24 protein-coding genes and 1 other annotated feature are annotated in these 22,996 nt (G+C 44.4%); of the genes, 3 read left to right on the forward strand and 21 right to left on the reverse strand.

Annotated features, from left to right (window positions below; translation table 11 throughout):
- Positions 1–7 precede the first annotated feature (7 nt).
- The 4 genes from araB to NSQ83_RS14935 form a co-directional block, all read right to left on the reverse strand.
- Entirely contained in the window at positions 8–1,690 is a 1,683-nt protein-coding gene (gene araB / locus NSQ83_RS14920) for a ribulokinase (RefSeq protein WP_076458241.1), read from the reverse strand.
- Positions 1,691–1,703: 13 nt separating this feature from the next.
- Positions 1,704–3,194 carry an L-arabinose isomerase gene (gene araA, locus NSQ83_RS14925; protein ID WP_014477615.1) on the reverse strand — a complete coding sequence of 497 codons (1,491 nt, stop codon included), beginning with the start codon at positions 3,192–3,194 and terminating at the stop codon, positions 1,704–1,706.
- A gap of 177 nt (positions 3,195–3,371) precedes the next feature.
- Entirely contained in the window at positions 3,372–4,343 is a 972-nt protein-coding gene (gene abnA / locus NSQ83_RS14930) for an arabinan endo-1,5-alpha-L-arabinosidase AbnA (protein ID WP_198878577.1), read from the reverse strand.
- Positions 4,344–4,540: 197 nt separating this feature from the next.
- Positions 4,541–5,626: a M42 family metallopeptidase gene (locus NSQ83_RS14935; protein ID WP_048654952.1), complete on the reverse strand. Its 1,086-nt coding sequence runs from the start codon at positions 5,624–5,626 to the stop codon at positions 4,541–4,543.
- Positions 5,627–5,809: 183 nt separating this feature from the next.
- Between NSQ83_RS14935 and ysdB the strand changes: the two genes are divergently transcribed.
- Entirely contained in the window at positions 5,810–6,202 is a 393-nt protein-coding gene (gene ysdB, locus NSQ83_RS14940; protein WP_003229493.1) for a sigma W pathway protein YsdB, read from the forward strand.
- Positions 6,203–6,217: 15 nt separating this feature from the next.
- Here ysdB and NSQ83_RS14945 read toward each other — a convergent pair whose 3' ends face one another.
- From NSQ83_RS14945 to infC, 4 genes are read right to left on the reverse strand one after another with little or no spacing between them, the layout of a single operon-like run.
- Positions 6,218–6,487 (reverse strand): DUF1294 domain-containing protein, encoded by a 270-nt coding sequence (locus NSQ83_RS14945; protein ID WP_003229490.1) that lies wholly within the window; start codon positions 6,485–6,487, stop codon positions 6,218–6,220.
- A 56-nt stretch (positions 6,488–6,543) separates the two neighbouring features.
- Complete coding sequence (gene rplT, locus NSQ83_RS14950; protein WP_003222420.1) at positions 6,544–6,903, reverse strand: 50S ribosomal protein L20; 360 nt, start codon at positions 6,901–6,903, stop codon at positions 6,544–6,546.
- A gap of 31 nt (positions 6,904–6,934) precedes the next feature.
- On the reverse strand, positions 6,935–7,135 hold the full coding sequence (rpmI, locus tag NSQ83_RS14955; RefSeq protein WP_003222418.1) for a 50S ribosomal protein L35: 201 nt from the start codon (positions 7,133–7,135) through the stop codon (positions 6,935–6,937).
- Positions 7,136–7,147: 12 nt separating this feature from the next.
- Positions 7,148–7,669, reverse strand: coding sequence for a translation initiation factor IF-3 (gene infC / locus NSQ83_RS14960; RefSeq protein WP_010886591.1), 522 nt, complete (start codon positions 7,667–7,669; stop codon positions 7,148–7,150).
- Between the two features lie 58 nt (positions 7,670–7,727).
- Positions 7,728–7,858 (reverse strand) — a sequence feature (ribosomal protein L20 leader region).
- A gap of 256 nt (positions 7,859–8,114) precedes the next feature.
- On the opposite strand from infC, the gene NSQ83_RS14965 reads away from it, so the two are divergent.
- On the forward strand, positions 8,115–8,777 hold the full coding sequence (locus tag NSQ83_RS14965) for a hypothetical protein (RefSeq protein ID WP_198878576.1): 663 nt from the start codon (positions 8,115–8,117) through the stop codon (positions 8,775–8,777).
- 31 nt (positions 8,778–8,808) lie between these two features.
- On the opposite strand, the gene lrgB is transcribed toward NSQ83_RS14965, so the two are convergent.
- From lrgB to lytS, 4 genes are all read right to left on the reverse strand, one after another.
- Positions 8,809–9,504 (reverse strand): antiholin-like protein LrgB, encoded by a 696-nt coding sequence (gene lrgB, locus NSQ83_RS14970; RefSeq protein ID WP_003229482.1) that lies wholly within the window; start codon positions 9,502–9,504, stop codon positions 8,809–8,811.
- Between the two features lie 21 nt (positions 9,505–9,525).
- Complete coding sequence (gene lrgA, locus NSQ83_RS14975; protein WP_014477620.1) at positions 9,526–9,966, reverse strand: antiholin-like murein hydrolase modulator LrgA; 441 nt, start codon at positions 9,964–9,966, stop codon at positions 9,526–9,528.
- Between the two features lie 133 nt (positions 9,967–10,099).
- On the reverse strand, positions 10,100–10,825 hold the full coding sequence (gene lytT / locus NSQ83_RS14980; RefSeq protein WP_015251493.1) for a two-component system response regulator LytT: 726 nt from the start codon (positions 10,823–10,825) through the stop codon (positions 10,100–10,102).
- On the reverse strand, positions 10,803–12,584 hold the full coding sequence (lytS, locus tag NSQ83_RS14985) for a two-component system sensor histidine kinase LytS (protein ID WP_003229477.1): 1,782 nt from the start codon (positions 12,582–12,584) through the stop codon (positions 10,803–10,805). Before lytS ends, lytT begins: the two co-directional genes overlap by 23 nt.
- A 166-nt stretch (positions 12,585–12,750) precedes the next feature.
- On the opposite strand from lytS, the gene NSQ83_RS14990 reads away from it, so the two are divergent.
- Complete coding sequence (locus NSQ83_RS14990; RefSeq protein WP_032726370.1) at positions 12,751–13,533, forward strand: HAD family hydrolase; 783 nt, start codon at positions 12,751–12,753, stop codon at positions 13,531–13,533.
- A gap of 39 nt (positions 13,534–13,572) precedes the next feature.
- Here the strand turns inward: NSQ83_RS14990 and thrS are convergent, their stop codons facing one another.
- The 9 genes from thrS to NSQ83_RS15035 form a co-directional block, all read right to left on the reverse strand.
- The gene (thrS, locus tag NSQ83_RS14995) at positions 13,573–15,504 is read right to left on the reverse strand and encodes a threonine--tRNA ligase (protein WP_198878575.1); all 1,932 of its coding nucleotides are present in this window, start codon (positions 15,502–15,504) and stop codon (positions 13,573–13,575) included.
- A 394-nt stretch (positions 15,505–15,898) separates the two neighbouring features.
- Entirely contained in the window at positions 15,899–16,744 is an 846-nt protein-coding gene (gene ytxC, locus NSQ83_RS15000; protein WP_198878574.1) for a putative sporulation protein YtxC, read from the reverse strand.
- A 78-nt stretch (positions 16,745–16,822) separates the two neighbouring features.
- On the reverse strand, positions 16,823–17,464 hold the full coding sequence (locus tag NSQ83_RS15005; RefSeq protein WP_003229468.1) for a TVP38/TMEM64 family protein: 642 nt from the start codon (positions 17,462–17,464) through the stop codon (positions 16,823–16,825).
- Between the two features lie 33 nt (positions 17,465–17,497).
- Positions 17,498–18,433 carry a primosomal protein DnaI gene (dnaI, locus tag NSQ83_RS15010; RefSeq protein WP_014480531.1) on the reverse strand — a complete coding sequence of 312 codons (936 nt, stop codon included), beginning with the start codon at positions 18,431–18,433 and terminating at the stop codon, positions 17,498–17,500.
- A gap of 27 nt (positions 18,434–18,460) precedes the next feature.
- Positions 18,461–19,879: a replication initiation membrane attachment protein DnaB gene (gene dnaB / locus NSQ83_RS15015; protein ID WP_198878573.1), complete on the reverse strand. Its 1,419-nt coding sequence runs from the start codon at positions 19,877–19,879 to the stop codon at positions 18,461–18,463.
- A gap of 114 nt (positions 19,880–19,993) precedes the next feature.
- Positions 19,994–20,452, reverse strand: a complete 459-nt coding sequence (gene nrdR / locus NSQ83_RS15020; protein WP_003223586.1) for a transcriptional regulator NrdR — start codon at positions 20,450–20,452, stop codon at positions 19,994–19,996.
- A gap of 273 nt (positions 20,453–20,725) precedes the next feature.
- Positions 20,726–21,106 (reverse strand): adenosylmethionine decarboxylase, encoded by a 381-nt coding sequence (gene speD, locus NSQ83_RS15025; RefSeq protein WP_003223584.1) that lies wholly within the window; start codon positions 21,104–21,106, stop codon positions 20,726–20,728.
- Between the two features lie 238 nt (positions 21,107–21,344).
- On the reverse strand, positions 21,345–22,367 hold the full coding sequence (locus tag NSQ83_RS15030) for a glyceraldehyde-3-phosphate dehydrogenase (protein ID WP_198878572.1): 1,023 nt from the start codon (positions 22,365–22,367) through the stop codon (positions 21,345–21,347).
- 205 nt (positions 22,368–22,572) lie between these two features.
- Complete coding sequence (locus NSQ83_RS15035; RefSeq protein ID WP_003229458.1) at positions 22,573–22,953, reverse strand: winged helix-turn-helix transcriptional regulator; 381 nt, start codon at positions 22,951–22,953, stop codon at positions 22,573–22,575.
- Between the last annotated feature and the right edge of the window lie 43 nt (positions 22,954–22,996).

Consider the following 22,996-nt stretch of genomic DNA (forward strand, 5'->3'; position numbering starts at 1 on the left):
CCCTTTTTCAATTCTTTTTGGCGGCAGATGAAAATTGAAGATTTTTGATCGTTTTCAGACGCTTCATGACATGGTTTTCTTTTCCGAAATAATGAACCAGCTCTTTATATTCAGCGTACAATTTTTCATAAACCGCGGCGTTTTCGGCATTTGGCGTATAAGTTATATCTTTCAGTTTTCCCATGTTCGCCGCTGCCTCTTTGATGTCATCGTAGCCGCCTTTTTCTTTGCCTGCTGCAAGCGCGCCGAAAATGGCAGATCCTAAGGCTGGTGCTTGCGGTGAACCAGAGATTTTAATGTCCATGTTTGTCACATCCGCATAAATCTGCATGACAAACGGGTTTTTCTCAGCTATTCCGCCGGCTGCGAACAGTTCCTCAATCGGAACACCGCTTTCTTTGAATGTTTCGATAATCATCCGGGTTCCGTAAGCTGTCGCTTCAACTAACGCTCTATAAATCTCTTCAGGCTTCGTCAGCAGTGTCATGCCAAGCAGCATCCCTGTTAAATCTGCATCAACAAGAGTTGAACGGTTTCCATTCCACCAATCTAAAGCAAGCAAGCCGCTTTCACCAGGCGCTTGATGGTTTGCTTTCTCACTCAGCAGCTCATGAACGCCAATGTTTTTTTCCTTTGCTTCCTCTTGATAAGCTGGCGGGACACATGTTTTCACAAACCAGTCAAAATGATCGCCGACACAGGACTGCCCGGCTTCATATCCCGCATAGCCCGGGAGAATTCCGTTGTCCACAACGCCGCACATTCCTGGAACGATATGCACCTCTTCACCAAGTAGAACATGGCACGTCGAGGTTCCCATAATCATCAGCATTTTCCCTGGCTCTGTAATGCCGACCGCCGGTACCGAAACATGAGCGTCCACATTGGCAACCGCAACAGCCGTTCCCGGGAGAAGCCCTGTCAGCTTTGCCATTTTTTCAGTCAGACTGCCGGCTTTTTCTCCTACTGAATGAATAGAACCTGACAATTTGTCCTTTGTAATCGTTTTCATTGAAGGATTTAATTTCTCAAAGAAATCATCTGACGGATACCCCGCTTTTTCACTCCACATCGCTTTATACCCTGCGGTACAATTGCTTCGCTTGAGCGAGCCGCACAGCTGGTACACGATCCAGTCTGCAGCCTCGATGATCCGGTCAGCCGCTTCATAAATGTGAGGCGCTTCCTCGGCAATTTGCATGACCTTTGGGATCATCCATTCTGATGAAATTTTTCCTCCGTACCGCTGTAAAAAAGCCTCTCCTTCTTCTTCAGCGATTTGATTGAGCCGATCAGCATGTTTTTGGGCCGCATGATGCTTCCAGAGCTTCACATAGCTGTGCGGCTCCTCTTCATATTCAGGCAGCATGCATAACGGCTGCCCGCTGCTGTCAATAGGAAGGATCGTACATGCCGTGAAATCAATTCCAATCCCGATAATGTCTTTCGGGTCAACGCCCGTCTGTTCGAGTAAAGACGGAATGGTTGTTTCCAAGACTTCGAGGTAATCAGCAGGATGCTGCAGCGCCCAGTCACGCGGCAGCTTTTGACCCGTTTTTGGAAGGACGGTATCAATGACAGCATGCCTGTATTCTTTTACAGCAGCCGCAAGTTCCTCCCCTGTTTGGACATGAACGAGCACCGCTCTTCCTGATAAAGTTCCAAAATCAACCCCTATTGTGTAAGCCATGTGACATCCCCCTCTACTTTTGAAGCCGGTAAAGCGCCTCGTTCCATTTTAACTCGTGTTTCAGTTTATGAATTGTCGTATCACGGGAAATGAGAACACTTTCGATCCCCGCCATTTCCGCCCAATCAAGCATTTGCTCCGCTGTCAGTTCATAAGACAGGCAGGTATGGTGTGCACCGCCGGCTAAAATCCATGCCTCCGCTGCTGTTTTCAATGACGGCTCCGGCTTCCAGAGAACACGGGCAACCGGTAAATTCGGCATGTCTTTTTCAATTTCCTGGCCGTTGACTTCATTCAGCACAAGGCGGAAACGCCCGCCAATATCAACAATGCTAGCTTGAATGGCAGAACCGCTGATGCCGTTAAATACAAAACGCGCAGGGTCCTCTTTGCCGCCAATCGAAAGCGGATGAACCTCGATTTTCGGCTGATCCAAAGCGACAGTCGGACACACTTCAAGCATGTGAGAGCCCAGAATCATTTCATTTCCCGGTTCAAAATGGTACGTGTAATCTTCCATGAAGGAAGTTCTTTTTCCTTTAGCCATGATTTTCATCATCCGTACAAGGGCCGCTGTCTTCCAATCTCCTTCACCGGCAAACCCGTAGCCTTTCTCCATCAGTCGCTGAACGGCAAGTCCCGGCAGCTGTTTCATTCCGTGCAGCACTTCAAACGATGTCGTAAACGCTGTGTATCCGCCTTGCTCAAGAAAAGCGGTTAAGCCAAGTTCAATTTTCGCCTGTTCTTTAATGGACGCTACCTTTGCTTCGTCACGTTTTGTTTCCTCACTGATCACATATAGTCTGTCATACTCGGCATAAAGCGTGTCAACCTCGTCGTCCGTAATGCGATCCATCACTTCAACGAGATCCCCGATGCCATATCCGTCAACCTGCCAGCCAAATTGAATATGCGCTCCCACCTTGTCTCCGTCCGTTACCGCGACATGACGCATGTTATCTCCAAATCTGGCAACCTTAATATGTCTGCTTTCATTTAATGCAGCCGCCGTATCCATCCACTGGGACATTTCTTTTTTCACTTCTTCATCATCCCAATAGCCGGCAATGACTTTTCGGCTAAGCCCCATTCTCGAGTTGATGTAACCGTACTCTCGATCGCCATGCGCGGATTGGTTGCTGTTCATAAAATCCATGTCAATCGTACCCCACGGGATATCGCGATTATATTGGGTATGCAAATGCATAAGCGGTTTTTGATAAGAGGAAAGGCCTTCTATCCACATTTTTGCAGGGGAAAATGTGTGCATCCATGTAATGATGCCAGCACATGTCTCACTGTACTCCGCTTCTCTTAACAGCTCTCTAATGGTTTCCGGTGAAGTGACGACGGGCTTATGAGTGATTTTATATCTGGAAGAAACCCCGCTGAGCCCCTCACAAATGCTTTTAGCATGCTGATCTACGAGTTCCAGCGTCTCTTCCCCATATAGGTGCTGGCTTCCTGTCACAAACCAGAATTCATAATCCTTTGTCTGAAGCATGTAAACTGCCCCTTTCTCATAAAATAAAACGCTTTCAAATACAAAAGATACGTACTAATGATAGAAAATAAACCTATAAATAAATATTTGTACGAACAATTTTATTATAGTAATTGACTATTATACTGTCAATCTTTTCTTTTAAAAAAAGCCGGGGGCAGAGCCCGGCTTTTTGATTCAATAGGACGGCCAGCCCGAGCTCCAATTCAAATCATTGATGAGAAGCTTTGGAATGCCGTTGTCATTGGCATCATAGGCATGGCGAACAAGAATGTTTCCGTTCACAATATCCTGGCCTCCAGGTCCTTTCCATTGGTCATTGCCCGAATCCAAAATGGTGCCTCCGCCTTCAAGCATGCTTTTTCCGCTTTTATCAAGATAAGGGCCTGTAATGTTTTTGGATCTTCCGTAAGCAATTTTGTACGTACTGTTTACCCCGTCACAGCATTTATCAAATGAAACCATTAAATAGTAATAGCCATTTTGATACGTAAGAGTAGGAGCTTCTAAGGCACCCCCATTATTCGGTCTAGCTGCAATCGAATAGAGCGAGCCTGTAGGCTTCATCGTACTCTTATCGAGCTTAGTCAGCTTAATGCCGCTCCAAAACGAGCCGAATGCAAGCCACGGATTGCCATCCTTGTCGAATGTCAGCTCCGGGTCAATGGCGTTATAATTATTTGAGCTTGTCGAACGGATCACCAAGCCCTCGTCCTTCCAGCTCCCCGAACTGATGCTTGTTGAAGATGCCAGGCCAATGGCAGATGTATTGCTTCCAAAAGAAGAAACGGAATAATATAGCCAGTACTTGCCGTTATAGTATTGGATGTCCGGCGCCCACTGGTTTTGACCATAATTCGGCACATAATTGGACCACCACGATAGCGGTGTAGTGAAAATGGATTTTTGTACGGTCCAATTTTTAGCGTCTGAAGACTTCAAAACCCGCAGTCCCCGTTCTTCAGTAAGCCCTGTTCCAAGCGCATACCATGAGTTCCCCTCTTTAATCATAGTCGGGTCATGAAGCAGCTCATTGGATGCACCCCAAAACGCTGCCTCTGCGGGAGCAGCAGAAGTGAATATCAAACCTGCAGCCAGAGCTGCACTCGAAAAGTGTAAGAAGCGTTTCCATGTTTTTTTCTTTTTCAATTTTGTTTAACCTCCTTTATATTAGAAAGCGCTTACAAATTAGATTGTTTATCCTCCCTTCCTGTCAAATCGAGCTGCGTATCGTATATCGTTATGTTCAGGAAATTTTCGGTATCCCCTTTATTGTAGTCACTATGCTGTAATTTGTACAGACAAAAAAATAGAATCCGCCTCAATAGGCGGATTCTTCCGTATCTTTATTGGTACGTAATTTCGTCAACCGTTTTTCGGTCTAACTTCTTAATGACTTCTGTAATTAACTTTACCGCGTTTTCATAATCATCACGATGCAGCATGGCCGCGTGCGTATGAATGTAGCGGGTTGCAATGGTAATGGACAGCGCAGGAACGCCATTTGCCGTCAAATGGATGGCACCCGAATCAGTTCCGCCGCCGGCAATGGCATCAAATTGGTACGGAATGCCGGCTTCCTCCGCAGTGGCTACAACTGCATCGCGCAAACCTTTGTGAGAGACCATGGATGCATCGTAAACGATAATCTGCGGACCTTTGCCCATTTTGCTCTGCGCTTCCTTCTCGGAAATGCCAGGCGTGTCTCCTGCTATCCCTACATCAACACCAAACGCAATATCAGGCTGAATGGTGTGTGCAGCCGTTTTCGCTCCCCTCAGCCCGACTTCCTCCTGCACGGTTCCGACGCCATACACTATATTTGGATGGTCTGTGTTTTGTAAGTTTCTTAACACATCAATTGCAATCGCACAGCCAATGCGGTTGTCCCACGCCTTTGCGAGTAGGAATTTTTCATTGTTCATGACCGTAAATTCAAAATGCGGAACGATCATATCTCCCGGGAGTACACCCCACTCCAAGGCTTCTTCCCGGCTTGAAGCTCCAATATCAATAAACATGTCTTTTATTTCCACTGATTTTTTTCTTGCTTCAGGAGATAAAATATGCGGCGGCTTAGAGCCGATAACCCCAGTGATTTCTCCTTTTTTTGTGACAACGGTGACGCGCTGGGCAAGCATAACCTGAGCCCACCAGCCGCCAACGGTTTGAAAACGGATAAAGCCTTTATCTGTGATTTGTGTCACCATAAAGCCGACTTCATCCAAATGTCCGGCGATCATAATTTTCGGGCCGTTTTCTGCACCAGTTTTTTTGGCAATTAAACTGCCCAGGCGATCTGTTGTCACCTCATCAGCAAATGGTTCTATGTATGATTTCATCACTTGCCTTACTTCTCTTTCATTGCCCGGTATGCCTTTTGCATCTGTTAAATCTTTCAGCATGGTCAATGTTTCATCTAATTTTGCCATGTTCCAAACCCTCCTTCATCAGTCCTGCATTCTTATTATACAAAACATGGCGCTAACCATACGACTATTTCACTTGAAAATCGGGTATATGTTTTTACAGCTTTCTTTTAGAAAAAGTGAAACCTTTTTCTATGCTTTTCGTATTACATCAGATCATCACCATAAGGGAGGTGCCTTCACACAATGTTTGTCATGGTTCTAAGGATTATTTTGCTTGCACTTTTTGCTTATTGTATTTATGCCGTGGTCAAATATGTCGCGAATCCTAAGAGAAGGCTTAAGCTGGCCCAATCAAAAGAACATTTTTATATTATTGATGAACAAAACAATACCCGGAAGAATTTTCAGCTGACGTATAAAGGCGTGCTTTTTGAGGGAGAAAAGCATATTCCTTCCAAGGATCATCCGCTATTTATTCACACGATCTTTGTCTGGACAGAATCTCCTGAGAAGCTGAAACATTTCTCTGCAAAAGATTTTGAGAACATTGAAGAAAAAGTGCTGGAACGATATCCAAATTGTAAGATTGACTGGGACCAGCCCATTAAACTCGCAAAAAAAGCAGAAGAGCGTTAAACGCTTTTCTGCTTTTTATAAATCAAACGGGCTGTAGTAAATAGCGATGAGAATCGCTTCAATTACCAGAAGAAGCGGTACTCCATACTTAAAAGAAGCGTGTTTCGTTTTATGTCTGAAGGTTTGCATGCCAAGCCAGACACCGAGCGCTCCAAATACGATGGCTATCAGCCACAGCCGGTCTTCAGAAATTCTCCACTTGTGCTGCTGCGCTTTGCGTTTGTCAATGCCCATCACCCAAAAACCGCACAGATTAATCAACACCAAATAAGCTGCAATAATCATGTTGCCTCATCCTTTATATAGAAAAAGCCGCTCTGCTGGAGAGCGGCTCTATATGATTACTTGTTTAATTGAGCTTTAGCAGCATCAGCAAGCTGATTGAATGCAGTAAGATCGTTTACAGCAAGATCAGCAAGCATTTTACGGTTTACTTCGATACCAGAAAGCTTAAGACCGTGCATTAAACGGCTGTAAGAAAGGCCGTTCATGCGAGCAGCTGCGTTGATACGAGTGATCCAAAGTTTACGGAAATCACGTTTTTTCTGACGACGGTCACGGAAAGCATAGTTTCCAGATTTCATGACCTGCTGGTTAGCTACTTTGTATAATGTATGTTTTGAACCGAAATAACCTTTTGCTAATTTAAGAACCTTTTTACGACGCTTACGTGTAACAGTTCCGCCTTTTACTCTTGGCATTGAATTTCCCTCCTAATTGTTCCTTATCCGATTACTTGATGTTAGCAAGCATTTGTTTGATACGTTTGAAGTCTCCTGCGCTTACAACAGCACTCTTGCGAAGCTTACGCTTTTGCTTTTGAGATTTGTTGGCGAATAAGTGACTTGTGTACGCGTGAGAACGTTTTAACTTCCCAGAACCTGTCTTTTTAAAACGTTTAGCAGATCCGCGGTGAGTTTTCATTTTTGGCATGGGATTTCCTCCTTATTGCTTTTCGTTTTTCGGTGCGAGCATTAAGAACATGCTGCGGCCGTCCATTTTTGGTTTTGTTTCGACTGTCGCAACCTCAGCACATGCTTCGGAGAAACGGTCTAACACACGCTGACCGATTTCTTTATGAGTGATTGCGCGTCCTTTAAAGCGGATAGAAGCTTTCACTTTATCGCCTTTTTCAAGGAATTTAATCGCATTGCGCAATTTCGTGTTAAAGTCATGCTCATCGATTGTCGGACTTAACCGAACTTCTTTTAAGTTAATGATTTTTTGATTCTTGCGTGCTTCTTTTTCCTTTTTCTGCTGCTCAAATCGGAACTTACCGTAGTCCATGATTCGGCAGACAGGCGGTTTTGCATTCGCTGCAACTAACACAAGGTCAAGATTTGCGCGGCCGGCGATTTCAAGTGCTTCCTGACGGGACTTGATTCCAAGCTGGTCGCCATTTTGTCCGATTAAACGGACCTCACGTGCACGGATACCCTCATTAACCAATTGATCTTTGCTAATAATGAGCCACCTCCATAGTTTCTTCGAATTGATTCACAACTCATTTTGAATGCATTTTGCAGGCAAACAAAAAGTGTGGGCATTATAAAACACCCACACTACGAACATCTGTATCAATAAAAATGTACGGTCAACCTGCCAACTACATGCATGTGTCAATCAGGTGAGAAGCGGGTGCTTCTGCTTGTGATTTATATTCAATTCAATAACTATTCTACACAATACCGGATCTTTAGTCAAGGACGACTTATCCGGAACAACTTTTACATTGTAACATGGGTTTTCTATGAGCGCAAGAGAGAAAAAGAAAATCTTTCAGCCTCACCAAGATGTAAAGAACCAACAATTCCCCCCTTATTTCGCAATTTACAACAAAACCACTGACAGGAAGAAATGTAAAACAAAGTTAATCTCTGACCGATATAAGAAGCAGAAGGGAGCCTGACACATGAACAAACTGATACAGCTTGCTTTATTTTTCACATTGATATTAACCGGATGCTCAAATAGCAGCACATCTTCCGAATCAAAAGTCGAAACTGTTAAGACAACTGCAGCATTTCCTCAAAAGGGGCTGGAGAAAGAGCTAAAAAAACTAAAACCCGTTTCATTGGACATGAAGTTCGAGAGTCCACTTGCTACTGAGTTAGGAAAGCGGAAGGCAAAAGAAGAAGCTGAAAAGCAAAGACAAATCGCCGCAGAGAAAAAGCTTGAAAAAGAACGGGAGGCGAAACGAAAGAAACAGCAGGAGGAAAAAGCGGAGAGACAGCGATTAGCAGAGCAGCAGGCGGCGGAGAATCAGCGATTAGCGGAAGCAAAAAGACAAGCTGAACTTGAAAGACAGCGGCAGGCAGCAATCCAAAAAGAGCAGAAAGCGAACGCTGAGAAAAAGCGGCAATCACAGACACAACGGCAGCAGACCGAGGCACCCTCATCTAATAGTAAAAATCCACCATCTCCCTCGAGTCAGACAGATAAAACCATTCAACAGCCAGCTTCAGAGCTTCCTGATGACGATGGTTATGGTTATGAAGAACGAAAAAAGTGGCATGACGATCAAGTAGAATGGGGCATTAAACAAGGGTATATCGATCCCGAAGACGCACCATAAAATAAAAAAAGCCAAGGCATTCAGCCTTGGCTTATCCTCCGATCAGCTGCACGAACACAGGGATGACCAGAACCGTTACCACTCCTACTACGACAACAGCAATACTTGCCATCGCAGCTTCAACTTCTCCCATCTCAATCCCGACCGCTACACCAAGTGCATGTCCGGATGTTCCAAGAGCCAATCCTTTAGAAATCGGATTTTTCACTTTAAACACCTTCAAGAACAATGCTCCGAGCGCATATACGATGACAGCGTTAAAGATGACCGCAAAGGCTGTGATGTCGCTGATGCCCCCGATGCCTTTTGATAAAGGAAGCGCAATTGCCGTTGTAGCCGCCTGCGGAAGCATGCTTTTCATTACGGCCGAATCGAGATGAATGCCTTTAGCGAGCAGATAAACAATCGTGACAGAGCAGATAGAGCCGGCAATAATGGAGGCCATGATTTGCCACCAGTATTTTTTAAGCTTATCTCTTTGTTTGTACAAAGGAATTGCAAATGCGATCGTTGCCGGTTCAAGGAAAAACTTAATGATCTCTCCCCCGTTATTATAATCCGCGTAGGAAAAACCGCCGATTTTTAAAAATGCGATCCCCAGCACCATGGCAACAAACAAAGGAGTGAAAAGGAAGAAGCCTTTCGTTTTCTTAAATAAAAAGGTGCCGATGCCGAATGCAGCAAGTGATACGACAATCCCAAAATAAGGACTCATTGTGCTTTCCATGTGAAGAACCTCCTGTTTCCCTTAATGGTGAACGAGTTCGTTATTGTTCTGCGGGCTTTGCACTGTTTTTGTTTTCATGTCCGCTGCGGTTTTGCGTTTTCCGCTCAGCGACAGAATCAGCTGAGAAAACAATCCCGTAGCCCCCAGCAAAATAATCGTTGCGAGCAGAATGACAAGAACAATTTGCAGGCCGTATTGCTGCATCACACCAAGCGAATTCATAACAGATATACCTGACGGAACAAATAAAAATCCGATCAGAGAGGTTAAAGACGTTCCGAGCGTTTCCACTTGTTCCAGTTTAATGACTTTCAAACATAATAGGAGAAATAATAAGACCAACCCTACAACCGATGCCGGGATAGGTATTGGGACAATAGCGGCAATCATATTTGAAACCAGCATAATGACGGCAAAAATAAATGCTTGTGTTAAAAACCCGTACACTTTTTTAGCACTCATTTTCTTCACCTCTTTCTCTTTGGTACCCTCATTATAAATAAGAATCCCCTGTTATAAAGCGCTTACAAGATAACATGCCGTATAGCGGGTCTGAGTTGCAGAATCAAATGGCTGAAATGCAAAAAGCCGCCCATCAAATATGGAGCAGCTTTTTCAATTCCTTCGCATATGTCCGGCTGACCGGTATTTTCGATCCGTCTTTCATGATCAGATTATACGTTGAATTAAACCATGGCTGAATTTCTTTAATATATTCGGTATTCACGACAAAGCTCCGATGGACGCGGATAAAATCAGAATCCGGCAGCTTTTTCTCAATCACAACGAGTGTATCGCTGACCGTATAAGAATGATCGAAGGTTTTTACATTGACATGACCATCTTCTGTTCCGGCATAGATAATGTCCTTCGTATCCACAATCACAATCGATTCCCCCACAGATAGCGCGAGCTTGTGCTGGCCGGCATGGCTGTTTTGCTCTGTTTCTACAATATCCCGATTGACTTTTTTATATTTTTTCAGCGTTTGCTGAATTCTTTCTTCATCGAAAGGCTTGGTTAAATAATCAAGAGCGTCCACCTCAAACGCTTTGAGCGCATACTGGTCATACGCTGTCGCAAACACAACAGCAGGAGGATGCTTCATTTTCTTCAATCGCTTTGCGATATCAAAACCGTTTTCTCCGGATAAATCAACGTCTAAAAACAGCAAATCAGGTTTTTGATCCATCATTTGGTCAAAAGCGGATTCGATATTTTCCGCTTCATTGATTTCCATTTCCTCATTGGTCCGCTTAAGCAAGTAAGCCAGTTCATCCCTTGCCAGCATCTCATCATCAACTATTAACACCCTGAGCATGTTCTTCTCCCTCTTTCATCTGTTGCATTGGCACTTGAAAGGAAACCTCTGTCCCTTTATGAACCTCACTGCTGATATGCAGTGCAGCCTGCTGTCCGAATAAACCGATCAGCCGCTGATTTAGGTTATAAAGCGCTGTACCGGTTCCCTCCTTAGACGGAAACGGTTTCTTTCCCAGTTCCGGCAAGACGTCCGGCGGAATTCCGCGTCCGTTATCCGCCACCTTCATATAGACGGATGCATCATCAGATAAGACACAGACTGTAACCTTGCATATGTCTTGTTTTTTCGGAAACGCGTGCCGAAGCGCGTTCTCGACAAGCACCTGCAAAACAAACGGAGGGATTTCAATCTGCTCCAGTCTGCTGTCGATATTAAGCTCAATTTTATATTTCCCGGGAAAACGCGCCTGTTCTAATGACAAATAGGCGTTAAGATGGTTCAGCTCCTTTGAGAGCGGAATCAGCAGCTGTCTCGCTCCTTGAAGGTTTGAACGAAAATAAACACTGAGCTGCAATAGGAGCTTACGGGTTTTTTCAACATCTGTACGGCATAGCGCAGAAATCGTGTTGATCGCATTAAATAAAAAATGCGGATTCACCTGTGCTTGAAGCGCTTTAATTTCAGCATCCTTGAGAAGTTTGCTTTGCAGCTCTGCTTCCCCAAGCTCAAGCTGTGTCGAAAACAGCATGGCCAGCCCCTCGGCAAGTTCCTCCTCTACCTGACTCAGGCCTGCCGGGCTTTTAAAGTACATTTTTAAGGTGCCGATTGTATTGCCGTTCGATGTCAGCGGCAGAACAATTGCAGCGTGCAAAGGGCATTCAGCATGCGTGCATTCAATCTCTTCCTGCGAAATCGCCTTCATAATATGCCCTGTTTTAATCACCTTTTTGGACAGGCCGGTGATCAAGCTTTTCGATGGGATGTGGTGATCCATTCCCGCACCGACATGAGCAAGGATCTTTTCTTTGTCAGTGAGAGACACCGCATCTGTTCCTGTCAGCTTATGGATAATAGCCGCTACACTTTTACAGGAGTTTTCATTTAATCCTTGGCGAAAAAATGGAAGTGTCTGATCAGCAATCGTCAGCACTCGATGCGTTTCGAGAGCCCTTGCCTGTTCTTCCTTGCGAATGATCGCTTGAATAATAGACAGAAAAATAAAACTGCCTGTTCCATTGATGAGTATCATCGGAATTCCGATCATGCTGACAAGCTCCCAAGCGTCACTGAACGGCTTTGCCATCAGCAAAATAATGATCATTTGCAGTGACTCCATGCCGATTCCCACAAGAGCGGCGATGCGCGGTGTCGGCATTCGATATCGCTTCGTAAAATACCTGCCGATCAAGCCTGCAAGAACACCCGCTAAAATAGATGATACGGCACAGCTTAAAGCCGTGCTGCCGCCGAGTGAAAAACGATGCAGGCCCGCCAGTATGCCGATCCCTGCCCCTACAAACGGACCTCCGAGAAGGCCCCCGATTTCCACGCCCAAAATACGGGTATTCGCGATAGAGCCCGATGGATCTATCGTAAACACCCAGTCATTGTTTACAATCATATTTCTTTGAATTTCGATGCCTGTATAATTGCTGATGATGCTGAAAAGAGAAAAAATAGAAATTAAAATCGCTTTTCCTTTATAGCCGTCCTGATTCTGAAGAGCTTGTCTGAAAAGTTTCGTATGGGCGAGAATGAACCCTAATATAACAATAATCCCCACTCTCTCCAGCATCATAATCATTAAATGAATCATTCATGTCACCTGTTCTTTCCGTTTTCATTCTAGCATGTTTTCGTTTTACGGCTGACTGTTTTTTTAAAATCGTCTGAAAACATATTTCACAAGGCTTTTATCTATTGTAAAATAAAATATGAGCCTTTTGGCAGAAAGATTTGAATCTGAAGCAGAGGAGAAGATCATGAAAGCCGTATTTTTTGATTTAGATGATACACTACTTTGGGACGAAAAAAGCGTCAGAACAACATTTGCAGAAACTTGCTTACAGGCGGAGAAAAAATATGGCCTTGACCCTGAGGAATTCGAAGCAGCTGTTCGCGAAGCAGCGAGAGAATTGTACATGTCATATGAGACGTATCCATATACAGTGATGATCGGCATTAACCCGTTTGAAGGACTGTGGTCCAATTTCTCAGAGCCAATCAGTGAAGGCTTTCAAAAGCTGAACAAGATTGTGCCGGAGTACAGAAGAAATGCATGGACAAACGGACTGAAAGCGCTTGGGATCGATGATCCTGCATATGGCGAATACTTGGGAGAGTTTTTTGCGGCAGAGCGCAGAAAGCGCCCGTTTGTATATGATGAAACATTTGCTGTACTCGATCAATTAAAAGGCAAGTATGAATTATTGCTTTTGACAAATGGCGATCCGAGTCTGCAAAAGGAGAAGCTTGCCGGCGTACCTGAGCTCGCTCCTTACTTCAATGAAATCGTCATCTCGGGCGCATTCGGCAAGGGCAAGCCGGATGTTTCAATTTTTGAACACTGCCTTAAGCTGATGAATATTGAAAAAGACGATGCCATCATGGTCGGCGATAATTTGAATACTGATATTTTAGGCGCTTCAAGAGCCGGAATCAAAACCGTTTGGATCAACCGGACGGATAAGAAAAACGAAACTGACGTAACGCCTGATTACATCATCAGCAGCCTTCATGATTTGTTTCCTATATTAGAGAAATAAAAAAGCATGATCTCTTCAATGAGATCATGCTTTTTTATTTTATTTTTTCGCTTCAGCTACTGCCTTTTTCACAAACTCATCAAGAGAAATCGTTTCAGAGTTCTGTTCTCCGTATTTACGCACGTTTACCGCTCCGTTTTCTGCTTCTTGGTCACCGACCACCAGCATGTACGGGATTTTTTGCATTTGCGCTTCACGGATTTTGTAGCCGATTTTTTCATCGCGGCTGTCGACTTCAACACGCAGGCCTTCACGCTGCAGGCGTTCCTGCACTTTTTTCGCGTAGTCTAAATGCACAGCCGGAGAAACCGGGATGACTTGGAACTGAACCGGTGCAAGCCATGTCGGCAGGGCGCCTTTGTGTTCTTCGATTAAGAAGGCAACAAAGCGTTCCATTGTTGAAACGACACCTCTGTGAATGACAACCGGACGGTGCTGCTTGCCGTCCTCACCGATGTATGTCAGGTCGAAACGTTCCGGCAATAAGAAATCAAGCTGTACCGTAGACAGTGTTTCTTCTTTTCCGATCGCAGTTTTCACCTGAACATCAAGTTTAGGGCCGTAGAATGCCGCTTCACCTTCTGCTTCGTAATAGTCGTGGCCGATTTCGTCCATTGCCTCTTTCAGCATGGATTGCGCTTTGTTCCACATTTCATCGTCATCAAAATATTTCTCTGTATCTTCCGGATCGCGGTAAGACAGACGGAATGTGTAATCACTTAAACCGAAGTCTTCATATACATCCTGGATTAAACGGACTGTGCGGATAAACTCATCCTTAATTTGATCCGGGCGCACAAAGATGTGTGCATCATTTAACGTCATCCCACGTACGCGTTGAAGCCCTGACAGCGCACCTGACATTTCATAGCGGTGCATCGTTCCAAGCTCCGCAATACGAATCGGAAGCTCGCGGTAACTGTGAATGTCTTGTTTGTAAATCATCATATGGTGCGGACAGTTCATCGGACGCAATACAAGTGTTTCATTGTCCATTTCCATCGGAGGGAACATGCCTTCCTGATAATGGTCCCAATGCCCTGATGTTTCATACAGCTCTTTGCTGCCAAGCACAGGTGTGTATACGTGCTCATAGCCGAGGCTGATTTCTTTATCGACAATGTAACGCTCGATGACGCGGCGGATTGTCGCGCCTTTTGGCAGCCAAAGCGGCAGGCCTTGTCCGACTTTTTGAGAGTTTGCAAACAGCTTTAATTCTTTGCCGAGCTTTCTGTGGTCGCGTTCTTTCGCTTCTTCTAGCATACGAAGATGCTCTTCAAGATCAGCTTTTTTGAAGAAAGCTGTACCATATACGCGCTGAAGCATTTGGTTTTTGCTGTCGCCGCGCCAGTATGCGCCTGCAAGGCTTAACAGCTTAAATTCTTTGATTTTTCCGGTTGAAGGAACATGGACGCCGCGGCACAGGTCAAAGAATTCGCCTTGCTCATAGATCGAAACGGTTTCTCCTTCAGGAATCGCATCCAATAGTTCAAGCTTCAGATCGTCGCCGATTTCCGCAAAACGGGCTTTCGCTTCTTCACGGCTGACTTCTTTTCGAACGATCGGAAGGTTCGCATTAACGATTTTTTTCATTTCTTTCTCGATTTTCGGCAGATCCTCCGGTGTAATCGCTTCGTCCATTTCTACATCGTAGTAAAACCCGTTTTCGATAACCGGACCGACGCCGAATTTAACATCCTTGTAGATGCGTTTAATCGCTTGAGCCAGCAAGTGAGCCGTACTGTGGCGCATAATTTGAAGACCTTCTTCTGAGCCTTCTGTAATGATTTCCACTGTACCGTCTTCATTGATCGGCGTTCTCAAATCGATTTCTTTTCCGTTCAGTTTTCCGGCTAATGATTTTTTCTTTAATCCCGGACTGATGGATGCCGCGATATCTACTGTTGTTGTTCCTTTCGCAAACTCCTTGACTGCTCCATCAGGAAATGTGATTTTTACCATATCTGACATCTTTGTCACTCCTTTTTTTGCATATAAAAACCCCGCCCCCTATGAAAGGGACGAGGTTGAATAAACGGAATCGTGGTTCCACCCTTTTTTCCGCAAAGCCAATACGGCACCTGCGGCTCTAAGCTCTGTAACGGGAGTTCCCGTCAGCCATTACTGTTCCTTTTCAAGAGGTTCACAGCTGAAGTTCAAAGGCGGTAAAGCGAATGGTCCTTAGCTGGGAAGCTTGCAGCCAGGGCTTCCCTCTCTTTGAGCCGGTATCATTCCTTCGTGTCCTTATCAATACGTGTGTCTTTCTTAATCTCCTATGTATTATAAATTGTTCAATCCAAAAAATCAACACGATCGCGTTTCCTTTTTTTAAACCGACAGCCTTATATAGACAGGCTGCCGGCCCTCATCCTTCCGAGTGCTTCACCGGTATTTCTGCATCTGTAAAAGCATGCAGCGGGAGCATTTCCACTCTCTCTTGAAATACGTTTTGAATGGTCCTTGCCATCATGTGCTCGGGCTGGTCGGTATAAAGCACGACTTCATCAGGCGCAATGGAAATCAGCGGCGCGAGCAAATGAGAATCAATATACATAGGATGATCCCGGACAAATCTTCTGTCTATGTATTTCATTTTTTCCCGTTCCGGCACATAGCGCAGCTCCCATAATGTAAAGGAACCATCATGGACAATATGCACTTTTTTGATTCGCGGCTGTTTGGCGTCCACATAGTCTCTGAGTGTTTGAATAAAGTTTTGATATTCCTGTTCCATCTTATATTCATCAATCGCTGCTTCTGTAATATCTCTCAGCTGCTTATAGTATGATCCAAGTCGGAAGGTCTGAAAGGAGCGAATGTAAAATACTCCTTCCTCTAAACAGATCGTTTGGAGTTCATCCAAAATAGATTGTTTCCGTGAAAGCTTCAGCGGCTCAAACGGAAGATCGGCTGCTTCACCTTCAATAATACTGTGTGCGAGCTGAAGGATTTGCTGCTGTTCATCCTGGTCCGTGAAACAATACGTTTCCTCAATCAATGACAGCATATGCTCGTCTTCTTTGCATTCCAAAAAAAATTTGACCAGAATCGGCTCCATAAAACGCTGAATAGGAAAAGCCGGATTCGCTTTTTCAATCCCGATTTTTCGTATGCCTTCACGGACAATGATATTGTTCCGATCGTCCGAATGCTGAATGAGATGTAAAAAAGCGGCTGCATCATGGTCATCTTCAAAGATTATTTCAAGCATGTTTGTCCCCCCTTACGGCATCTGTTACAAGTATATGGGGGATGTTTTTAAAATAGACGTAAAGGTCATTGGCAAATCTTAATTTGATTCTTGGAACAAGTTTTGCATTTTCTTTCTGAAGATGAACGGCAATGAGATAAACACGATATACAAAGCGAGCACCATAAAGAAAGCGGGCAGATTGCCAGCCAAAAAGCTCGCACCCAGCACATTAAGCGCAATCGTCCCAGGGATGATTCCCACAGCCGTTGCGGCAAAATACGGCAGCGCTTTGACATTGGAAAGGCCTGCCGCATAGCTGACGAAATCAAAATTGATCGGCAGGATTCTCAAAAGAAAGATATAGAAAAATCCGTTATCCTCCATTTGCTTCTGTATGGCTTCAAGCCTTTCGTAATGCCCGTTCTTTTTCGCCGAAAACAAACCGGCCGCAAAAAACGAAACAGCTGAAGCACACATCGAACCGAATAACGTATAAAGCGTGCCGAGAAGCGGGCCAAACGCAAGTCCGCCAGCTATTGAAATAACAGACACCGGAAATAAAACAAGTGGCCTGACGATGGATATCCCGATAAACATCAGAGGTGCAAAGACTCCGAACGACAATACCCATACCCTGATTTCTTTCGGCGATACATTCAAATACGTTTTATTTCCCCAATAGAGTAAACCAGCACCTGCAAGCACTGCCAGCCATTTGACAGCCGTTTTTCGTTTCATACCCTCAGTTCCTTCCCCTTTGAACCACAGCAATTATGGATGTCGGCGGTTTTCTCCGTCAAGGCGGATCGGAGCAGCCAAATATAATATCCGCTCCATTAATCTTGCCGCTTTTACTTCTTCTTTTTCTCCCCTCTGCGAATACGTAAAATGATGCTTCAGCTCGTCAGGTGAGAAATTAGAAGAAAAGAACGTTGGCAGCTGCTGGGACATTCTGTGCTGAAGCACCGTTCCGATGACTTCATCCCTTACCCAGCTTGTCATTGATTCTGCTCCGATGTCATCAAGCATCAATACGGGTGTGGTCTTTACCATATTGAGCTTCTCTTCCAATGTCTGGTCTTGCAGCGAATTCTTAAGCTCTCTCACAAATTCAGGCACATAGACAATCATGGAGGAATACTCTTTTTCCGCCAGCTCATTGGCAATTGCAGCGAGCATAAACGTTTTTCCTACCCCAAATTTCCCGTATAAATATAATCCTTTCCCTTTTCCCGTCTCATTATAGCTTTTCAGGAAGTCTGTAACATGCTGAAACATCGCGAGCCTGCTCGGGTCACTGATATCAACTTGCTGGAACGTCGCTCCAAGAAGATCCTGCTGGATATACATGCTTTTCATAAGAGACTTTTGTTTCTTCTGCTGGTCAAGCTTCCGTTTGACTGGACATTCATAATACTCGATATCAATAGACCGTCCATTGACAACAAGCTTTGGATGGTATCCCTCCAACAAATTGTTGCAGTTTTCATCTTCCGAACAATAGGAGCAATTCTTGCTTTGTTCGATATATTCATAAAGCTTATTTAAGCTCTTTTCGATCATTTTTTGGTCAATCACTTCTTCGTTTTCCTTCAAAAATGCTTGAACATCTTGATCTTTCATGACTTTTTCCTTCATTTGTTCAAGACGTTTTTGGAAATCCGGCCTGCCGGTTACGCCCTGCAGGGAACGGCCGATTGGTTCCATCTATTCCTTCACCCCGCATCTCTGTCTTTAATAGGCAGAGTATTTTTTCAGTTTTTGCATTTCTTCCATCATCTTTTTCTTCTGTTCTTCCAAATCCTGCGGATGCAGCTTCTGCTGTCCGGATTCTGATTCGGGCGCTGTTTCCTTTTCTGTCATCCAATCAGGAAGCTTTTCTTCACGAATCACTTTTTGGTTTCGTTTCGAAGACTTTGTTTTTCCTTCAGCCCATTCAAGGTACTGGCGGTTTTCTTCTATTGCGAGCTTCATCGCTTCCCTGACCGTTTTTACCTTTTTGCGTGCCCAATGCGAAGCGATTTTTTGGATATAGTTTTTCGACAGCTTCATGTCGGTTTTCAGCATGACATAATAAATTAACACATTTGTGACGCCTGGCTCGAGCTTCTGTTCGAACATAATTTCTTCTATGATCTTCAGATCAGCTTTTGACGGCTCTGTTCCGTCAGCAATGTCCTGCAGAAGCTTCTTCGGGGAAATCGCCTCCAGCAATGCAATCAGCTTCCCATCCAGAGAATCCTCTTCTGCCGGTTTTTCGCCTTCACGCAGATGCACCGGCTGTGTTTTTTCCACCAAATCGGGCAGCTGTCCGTTTCTTTCAATTTGATACCAGTCGCTCGCCGCTTTTCTTAATGCCTCCGTCGTAATGACGTCACGCTCATCAATTGCGCTCATCACAACGTTTTGCATTTGCAAAGGGTCAATTCCGTACAGGTAAGAAAGCTTTTTGATTGTGTCCCGCACCTGCTGGGTCATCGCTTTTCTCGGTATCATCGTCTCAGAAAGTCCCGCTAAAAACAAATCAAAATCAAACACATCCTCCGTTATGGTGTAGGACGGAGACTGTCCGACAGAAGTATACTCGGACCCCTCGGCAAGCCTTACCGTTTCCTCCATATCGGATGTGAGCTTCCATTCACTCGGCTGCAGCGATTCAAACGCATGATTAAACGGACGCGTAATGTCCTTCGCATCTTCTGAAATGGCCGGGTGCGTAAAAAATTGTTTTAATTGCTGATATTTCGTTTTTCCGACTCTATTATACAGAAAAACATTCAGCATTCCGTCTTCAAAAAATTCATTCGGTCTGAGCGGCGGAAGGAGTTCATATATAAAGAGGCGCTCCTGCCGCTCGGATTCTTTCATATATACTTTCAGCAATCCGATGCCCTCGAGCTTCCCCTGTTCCTGATGGATCGTTTTTAAGTTGGACTGTGTCATCCCCATCAGCTGTCTATGTGTGGACTCTCCGCCCCACAGACGGTTTTGTTCAAGCTCTCCCCACAATGTCATATAAAGAGAGAATGCAACAGGGCCGATTAAGGGCTGGTACAGTTGTGTAATAATTTGTCTGTCAATATCCTGCAGCATCGATCTGCTTTTAACCACATACGGGTCTACAGGCAGTACATCTTTCCAATAGTCAGCCATACATTCTCAAACCTTCCGAATTTGTTTCTACCTTTCATTTTACACCGTTTCTTATATCTATCAAATGCCAATTTTGCACATGAGAAAAGAGCTAGAAGAATCCTCTTAGCTCTTTTAACGCTCTTTCTTTATTAAGTCTTTTAATTCGTCGATAAAGACGTTTATATCTTTAAACTGCCGATAGACGGACGCGAACCGCACATATGCGACTTCGTCAATCTTAGCCAGCCGGTCCATGACCATTTCTCCGACGAGCTCACTCTTCACCTCGGAGCAGCCTTGATTGCGAAGCTCTTTTTCAATATCAAAGCACATGTCTTCAAGCGTTTTGAGTGAAACAGGCCTTTTTTCACATGCTTTTATGAGGCCGCGCAGCATTTTTTCTCTGCTGAATTCCTCACGCACACCTTCTTTTTTCACAACGATGAGCGGGGTTTCCTCCACTTTCTCAAAGGTCGTAAACCGGTAGTGGCAGGATTCGCACTCGCGTCTTCGGCGAATCGACTTTCCGTCATCCACAGGCCGTGAATCAAGGACTCGTGTTCCGTTATGCTGGCATGAAGGACATTTCAATAAAATCAGCTCCCAACTATATCGTTCCCTGCAATGTATTTTCGGCAGCCTCCGCCTTTTAAAAATAGATGTGACAGCATCTGTCGGGAGAGCCGTTGTTAAATTTGTTTCTATAGCATTAGGTGGTTTGTGAAAATCTCCTTCTTATTTTACAAAAAAAATGAAAAAAGAAAAAGCTGACACTCTCGTTTCTTTATAAAAATAAAAGGAGCATAAGCTAAAAAGCTCATAATGGCTTTCTAGCTTCAGCTCCCTTTGTGTTCGCAATTTACTTTATAGTACTTTCGCTTGCGCCTGTTTAATTTGCACAGGCCCCATTCCTCTTGGTATTTCAATGTTTTCTCTTGTATCAGCATGTAATGCCTCTGCAATGTAATCAGCAGCGACATTAGGATCTAAGTCTCCACAAGTATAAACATCAATGCTCGCATATCCGTGCTCAGGAAAACTGTGAATCGTTAAGTGTGATTCAGAAATAATCACAACTCCGCTTACGCCTTGCGGTGCAAATTTGTGAAATGCAACCTCGCGCACCTCAGCACCTGATTTTAGAGCAGCATTTACAAACGTTTTTTCAATAAAATCCATGTCATTCAGCTTATCAAAATCGCATCCCCATAGCTCGGAGATAACGTGACGCCCCATTGTTTCCATAGTCATGGACCCCCCTTAACAAGAATTAAAAAGTGAAATTCCAACAACTGGGTCGGCCATTTACCACGGGGGAAAGTTAGTCCGGAGAGGTCCTAACCCTTTAAGTAATTCCGAAACAGTCTCAAGCAAGAAGTTCACGAAAAATAGTATACTGTGTTTAAGTCTAATTTGCAAGGTGCGTTTTTTCAGAAATATGCTGTTAAGGGTTTTTTCTTTAAAATGTGTCCATGACCTTATTTTATACAGCAGAAGGATGTTTCATTCGTGCCGCTACATGGCGGATCAGATCAACAACTCTGCAGGAGTAGCCCCATTCGTTGTCATACCACGCCAGCACCTTTACTTTCCTGTCTTCCATTACCATTGTTGTAAGCCCGTCAATGACCGCTGAATGAGGATTCGTATTATAATCAGTCGAAACGAGCGGTTCATCTGAGTAATCAAGTACACCGTACATCGACGTTTTGGCAGCGCATTTAAATGCCTCGTTTACTTCTTCAGCCGTAACATCCGTTTTCAGATCAACAACGAGATCAACCAATGAGACGTTCGGAACAGGAACACGCAAGGCGAGGCCGTGAAGTTTTCCTTTCAAATGCGGCAGCACAAGTGAAAGCGCCTTTGCCGCTCCTGTTGTCGTCGGAATGATGGATTCACCGCAAGCCCGCGCCCGGCGCAAATCTTTGTGCGGGTTATCAATATTTTTTTGGTCATTCGTATACGCATGAACTGTAGTCATCAGACCGCTCTCAATGCCAAACTCTTCATCCAGCACTTTTACAACAGGCGCAAGGCAGTTTGTCGTGCATGACGCATTTGAAATAATGACGTGGCGCTCAGCGTCAAATTGGTCCTCATTTACGCCCATCACAATGGTAACGTCTTCATTTTTTCCCGGAGCGGTCAAAATCACTTTTTTTGCACCTGCTTCTATATGGCCCATCGCTTTATCTTTAGCATTAAACTTCCCTGTTGCTTCGACGACTATGTCAATATCATATTCCCGCCAAGGCAGCTGTTTTGGATCACGGCTGTTTAACAAAAGCACTTTCTTTCCATTTACGATCAGGCTGTCTTCACAAGCCACAACCTCTTTGTCGTATCTGCCGTGAATTGTGTCATACTTTATTAAATGAGCCAGCGTTTCTGCGGAATAGCTGGCGTTAATGGCCACTACTTGAATTTGATCGTCTAACATCGCTTTTCTAAAAACCATTCTTCCGATTCTTCCAAACCCGTTGATCGCTACTTTTACCTTCATGTTGGACACCCCTTATCAATTATGCCATCCTAATTTGTTACTATCTAAAATTAGTATAACACATTAAAGCAAATTCGCCAGTACATATTGATAAAAATCAACGATTATAACGCTAATTTATGATGCATCTTATGTTTTCTTGCACAGAATATCAGGCGTAAGAACCAAAAAGCAGCCAGCGCTCCGCACTGACTGCCCTCATGCTTTATGATTCCTGTTTTAACTTATCATTGAGCACACTTTCTTCTAGCACAGAAAATGTATCCCCGTACACTCTGTTAATATGATTCGCTCCCCAAGCACACAGCATATCTAAAATCCCTTCTAAGCTGCGGCCGTATTCGCTGAGCTCATATTCCACTTTGGGAGGAACTTGATTATATACGATTCGGTTAATGACACCGTCCGCTTCCAGCTCGCGCAGCTGCTGAGTCAGCATTTTTTGCGTGATATTGGGCATTAGGCGTTTTAATTCGCTTGTGCGTTTTTTTCCGTGCGTCAAATGGCATAAAATGACGCATTTCCATTTCCCTCCAATCACTTCAAGAGTCGCTTCAACAGAAATGTTATATTTTTTCTTCTCCATACAATCCATTCTCCTCACAGGCACCAAAAAGTGACTATAGCAC

Source organism: Bacillus sp. PS217, assembly GCF_037963535.1.
In the GTDB taxonomy this organism is placed as follows: Bacteria; Bacillota; Bacilli; order Bacillales; family Bacillaceae; genus Bacillus; species Bacillus subtilis.